We start from the raw sequence: 4,621 nt of genomic DNA on the forward strand, positions 1-4,621 counted from the left end.
CACGAAGGAATCAGGTCACATGGCCGGCACCAACCCGACCCCCAACCCCTCCCGGCAGGCGCGCATAGCGGAGATGCGCCGCGCCGAACGCGCCCGCGAGCGCCGCAACAAGATCCTCGCGATCTCGGTGTCCACGGCGCTCGTCGCGGGCCTCGTCGGCTTCGGCGCGTGGGTCCTGCTGCGGCAGAAGGCCGAGGAGAAGGCGGAGGCCCGCGCGGCCGAGACCGCCCGCACCACCCCCGTGGCCGCCGAGCAGTCCTGGGACGCGAAGTCGCTCGGCCGCAACCACGTCGAGACGCCCGTCTCGTACCCGATGAACCCGCCGGTCGGCGGGGACCACCACCCGCGCTGGATGAACTGCGACGGCAACGTCTACAAGGAGCCGGTCCCGCGCGAGAACGCCGTGCACTCGCTGGAGCACGGCGCGGTGTGGGTGACGTACAACGACAAGGCCCCCGCGGCGGACGTCGCCGAGCTCGCCCGCACGGTGGAGAAGACCCCGTACTCGCTGATGAGCCCGGTCGCCGACCAGCCCGGGGCGATCATGCTGAGCGCGTGGGGCCGGCAGGTCACCGTGGACAGCGCCGCCGACCCGCGCGTGAAGCAGTTCTTCACCAAGTACGTGCAGGGCCCGCAGACCCCCGAGCCGGGCGCGGCCTGCACGATGGGGGTGGCCGGCAAGTGAGGCGTACGTACTGGGCGGCCGGCTCCGCGGTGCTGCTCGCCCTGCTCTTCGCGGTGGCGGCCACGGTCGCCGCCGCGAGCGGCGGGCGCACCGCCGGGGCCGCCGCCCGGACGCCCGCCCTGTACTCGCCGGACGCGGGCTTCGCCCGGGACATGGCGGTGCACCACCAGCAGGCGGTGGAGATGTCGTTCCTGGTACGGGACCGCACGCAGGACGAGGCGGTCCGCAGCCTCGCCTACGACATCGCGAACACGCAGGCGAACCAGCGCGGCATGCTGCTGGGCTGGCTGGACCTGTGGGGGCTGCCGAAGGTGCTGGCGGGCGAGCCGCCGATGTCCTGGATGGCCCCCGCCGCCGGCAACGACGCCCCCGCCGGCGGGCACGGTGGCACCGACGGCTCCCACGGCGGGCACGGTGGCGCCGACGGCTCCCACGGCGGCCACGCCGTGGACGGCGTCCCCGCCAAGCCGGGCGCGCTGATGCCCGGCATGGCCGCCAAGGACGAGATCGCCGCGCTCGGCGCCGCGCAGGGCCGGGACGCGGAGGTGCTGTTCCTCCAGCTGATGACCGACCACCACAAGGGCGGTGTGGCGATGGCCCGCGGCTGCGCCGTGCAGTGCTTGACGCCCGCCGAGCGGGCGCTGGCCCAGGGCATGGTCGAGGCGCAGCAGTCCGAGCTGACGCTGATGGCGGACATGCTCCGGGCCCGCGGGGCTGCGCCGCGCGGGTGACGGGGCGCGCCCGTACGGTGGGTGGGAGGGCGCCGGTTGCGGCCCTCCACCCGCCGGCCGGCCCCGCCGGGGCTCCGCGGCGGGCGCGTGGCGCGCCCGCGCCGGCCGGCGCAACGGCATGCTCAGGAGGTTGACGCCATGACCACAGCGGCAGACATCATGCACCCCGGGGCCCAGTGGATCCCGGCGACGGAGACCCTGGACCGGGCGGCCGAGCTCATGCGCCGGCTGAACGTCGGCGCCCTGCCCGTCAGCGACGCCGACGAGCGGCTCTGCGGCATCGTCACCGACCGCGACATCGTCGTGAAGTGCGTGGCGGCCGGCCACGACCCGGGCCGGGTGACCTGCGGCGACCTGTGCGAGGGCACGCCCCGCTGGATCGCGGCGGACGCCGACGTCTCGGACGTCCTGGACGAGATGGAGTCCCATCAGATCAAGCGCCTGCCGGTCATCGAGAACAAGCGCCTCGTCGGCATGATCAGCGAGGCGGACCTTGCGCAGCACCTGTCGGACGAGCAGCTCGCGGGCTTCGTCGAGAAGGTCTACGCCCGCCGCTGATCGGCGGCATCCCCGAGGACGGCCCGGGCCACCTGCTGCGGCCGGTCCAGCATGACCAGGTGGCCGGCGGGCTCGGCGGCCTCGAAGCGGGCGCCGAGTTCGAAGGCGAGCGCGCGCTGCCGGGCCAGCCAGCGGGCCGCGGCCCGGCTGCCGGAGCCGTCGTCGCCGGCGAGGACGGTCGTGGGCGCGGCCAGCGGGTGCCGGGCGCGCAGCGCGAGGACCTCGGCGGCCATGTCCGGGTAGCGGGAGTTCTCCAGCAGCACCCCGCGCCAGACGCGGCCGGTGCGGTAGCAGCGGCGTACGAGGTCCCGAGGGGCGGGGTCGGCGCCGCCGGTCCGGGAGAGGCGGACGGCGGCCCGGCGGGCGGCGGGGCCGAGCGCTGCCGGCAGCCCGGCGGCGGAGAGGACGCGGCCCGCGGCGCGGGCCGCGCCGGTGCGCAGGGCGGGCGGCAGGAGGGTGCGAGGGTGTTCCTCGACGCTGCCGTCGAGGAGGACCAGCGCGGCGGTGCGCCGCGGGTACAGGCGGGCGAAGGCCTCGGCGTGGAAGGCGGCGATCGAGTGCCCGGCCACGGTGGCGGGGGTGCCGCCCAGGCCGAGGGCGTCGAGCAGCCGGGCGATGCGGCGGGCTTCGCCGGCGGCGGTGGGCGGGGCGGTCGCGGGGCCGCTCAGCCCGTGGCCGGGGCGGTCGAAGCGGATGACGGTGCGGCCCGCGGCGGCGAGCAGCGCGGCGACGGGGTCCCAGTCGAACCAGGCCATGGCGAGCCCGGCGCTCAGCACGACGGGCGGCCCGGCGCCGTCGACGACGACGTGCAGGGCGGTGCCGTCGACGCGGACGAAGAGCGGATCCCCCTCCCCGGGCGTCCCGTGGGTGCCGGGCGTCCCGTGGGTCACGTACGCCGCTCCTTGTGCACCGACCAGGCCAGCAGGCCGAGCCACAGCGCGACGAGGAGGACCTGGAGGCGCTGCCCGGCACCGAGGGCCCAGGTGCCGCGGCCGGCGGTGAACATCGCTATGGCGGTCAGCGTCCAGGCGGTGGCGATCAGCTCCATGGCGACGAGGGCGGGGCCGTGGGCGGCGAGGGGCGCGAAGATGCGGTAGCGGCGGGCGGCGACGGTGAGGGCGATGATGCCGACGAGGGCGCCGGTCATGGCGAGGCTGCTGCTGACGGCGTGGGCCTGGTGCGTGGCGGGCACGAGCCCGGCGGTCTCCCGGGCCGCGCACACGGGGTCGGCGGTGGGCGTGCAGCTCAGCGGCAGCCAGGCGTCGGCGGCGGTGGCCGCGCCGAAGAGGGTGACCCCGGCCCAGCCGGTGACGGACCAGAACCGGCGGGACTCGGGGTGGCCTTCCTGACCCCTCTGGCCCGTCTGGCCCGCTTGGCCCGCCTGGCCGGTGTGCCGCGTGTGCCCTGTGCGTGCCGTGTGCCGCGTGCGGCCCGCGCGCCACGTGTGGCTCGTGCGTACCGCGCGCCCGTCATGGTTCGTGCGCTTTTCAGCCCGTATGGCCATGTTTACATCATCCTCAAGACTGCGGTCCCCGTAATCTGCGCGGATGCCGGCCCGGGTGCGGGCGCGACGGGATCCGCTCCCCTCCGCACTCCCCCGGCCACCCGTCGGGCGCTGCGGCGGCGGCCGCCGCGCCGGTCGTGCGCGTCGTCGCCGTGCAGGTGCCGCGTCCCTCCGGGGGTGGCTCCGGCCTGGAAGACGTGCCCCGGGGCGAATGCGTTGCCTGCGGTCCGAGTGCGGCGGGCCACAGCGCGGGGCCCCGGGGGGAACTCGTTTGGCGGGCCCCCCGGCCCGTGGCAGTCTTTCGGATCATCAGACCGCATGACGCGAGGACAACCCCCACTCCATGAGCACGCCTCCGAACCCGCCCGGCACCCCCTCGGAGCCGGAGCACGAGGGCACACCCGTTCACCGGCCGGAGGCGGAGCCGACTCCGGCACCGGCCGCGAAGCCGTCGCTCCGGAAGTCTCCGGAGCCCGGCGCAGAGCCCTCGCAGCCCCCTGCCCCGGCCGCGGCACCCGCGCCGGAGGCGGCGGCCACCGCCGCGCCCGAGCCGGCCGCGCCGTCGCTCAGCAAGGACCCCGCCGCAGCCGAGGCGCCCGCGCCGGAGGCGGAAACCCCGGCCGAGGCGCCCGCGCCGGAGGCGGAAAGCCCGGCCACGGCGCCCGCGCCGGAGGCGGAAAGCCGGGCCGAGGCGCCCGCGCCCGAGGCAGCGGCCCCGGGCGAGCCCGCAGGGCCGTCCCTCCGCAAGGACCCCGCCGCAGCCGCGGCACCCGCGCCGGAGGCAGAGGTCCCGGCTGAGCCCGCAAGGCCGGCCCTCCGGAAAAACCCGGCCACAGCCGAGGCGCCCGCGCCCGAGGCAGCGGCCCCGGGCGAGCCCGCAAGGCCGTCCCTCCGCAAGGACCCGGCCGCAGCCGCGGCACCCGCGCCGGAGGCGGCGGCCACCGCCGCGCCTGAGTCGGCCGCGCCGTCGCTGGGCAAGGGCCCCGCCTCGGCCGCCGCGCCCGCCGCGGAGGCGGAGGTCCCGGGCGGGCCCGCAGGGGCGTCCCTCCGGAAGGAAACCGCCCCGGCCGAGGCGCCCGCGTCCGGGGCAGCGGCAGCCGCCGCGGACGCCGCGCCGGAGGCAGCGGCCCCGGCGGCGGCCGC

At 77.5% G+C, this 4,621-nt stretch carries 5 protein-coding genes; 3 read left to right on the top strand and 2 right to left on the bottom strand.

From position 1 onward, the window contains the following. Positions 1-19: 19 nt before the first annotated feature. The 3 genes from EF903_RS29105 (at position 20) to EF903_RS29115 (ending at position 1,974) form a co-directional block, all read left to right on the top strand. A complete protein-coding gene (locus tag EF903_RS29105) occupies positions 20-685 on the top strand; it encodes a DUF3105 domain-containing protein (RefSeq protein WP_125547998.1) in 666 nt (221 codons plus the stop codon). After that, positions 682-1,416 (top strand): DUF305 domain-containing protein, encoded by a 735-nt coding sequence (locus tag EF903_RS29110; protein ID WP_185902885.1) that lies wholly within the window; start codon positions 682-684, stop codon positions 1,414-1,416. Before EF903_RS29105 ends, EF903_RS29110 begins: the two co-directional genes overlap by 4 nt. Before the next feature lie 138 nt (positions 1,417-1,554). After that, positions 1,555-1,974 (top strand): CBS domain-containing protein, encoded by a 420-nt coding sequence (locus tag EF903_RS29115; RefSeq protein ID WP_125547999.1) that lies wholly within the window; start codon positions 1,555-1,557, stop codon positions 1,972-1,974. Here EF903_RS29115 and EF903_RS29120 read toward each other — a convergent pair. Together EF903_RS29120 and EF903_RS29125 are read right to left on the bottom strand one after the other, a co-directional pair. Next, positions 1,959-2,864: an alpha/beta fold hydrolase gene (locus EF903_RS29120; protein WP_260616077.1), complete on the bottom strand. Its 906-nt coding sequence runs from the start codon at positions 2,862-2,864 to the stop codon at positions 1,959-1,961. The genes EF903_RS29115 and EF903_RS29120 overlap by 16 nt on opposite strands. Further along, positions 2,861-3,478: a DUF998 domain-containing protein gene (locus tag EF903_RS29125; RefSeq protein WP_260616078.1), complete on the bottom strand. Its 618-nt coding sequence runs from the start codon at positions 3,476-3,478 to the stop codon at positions 2,861-2,863. The genes EF903_RS29120 and EF903_RS29125 overlap by 4 nt, the downstream gene beginning before the upstream one ends. Between the last annotated feature and the right edge of the window lie 1,143 nt (positions 3,479-4,621).

It is taken from the genome of Streptomyces sp. WAC05292, assembly GCF_003949955.1.
GTDB classification, from domain to species: domain Bacteria; phylum Actinomycetota; class Actinomycetes; order Streptomycetales; family Streptomycetaceae; genus Streptomyces; species Streptomyces globosus.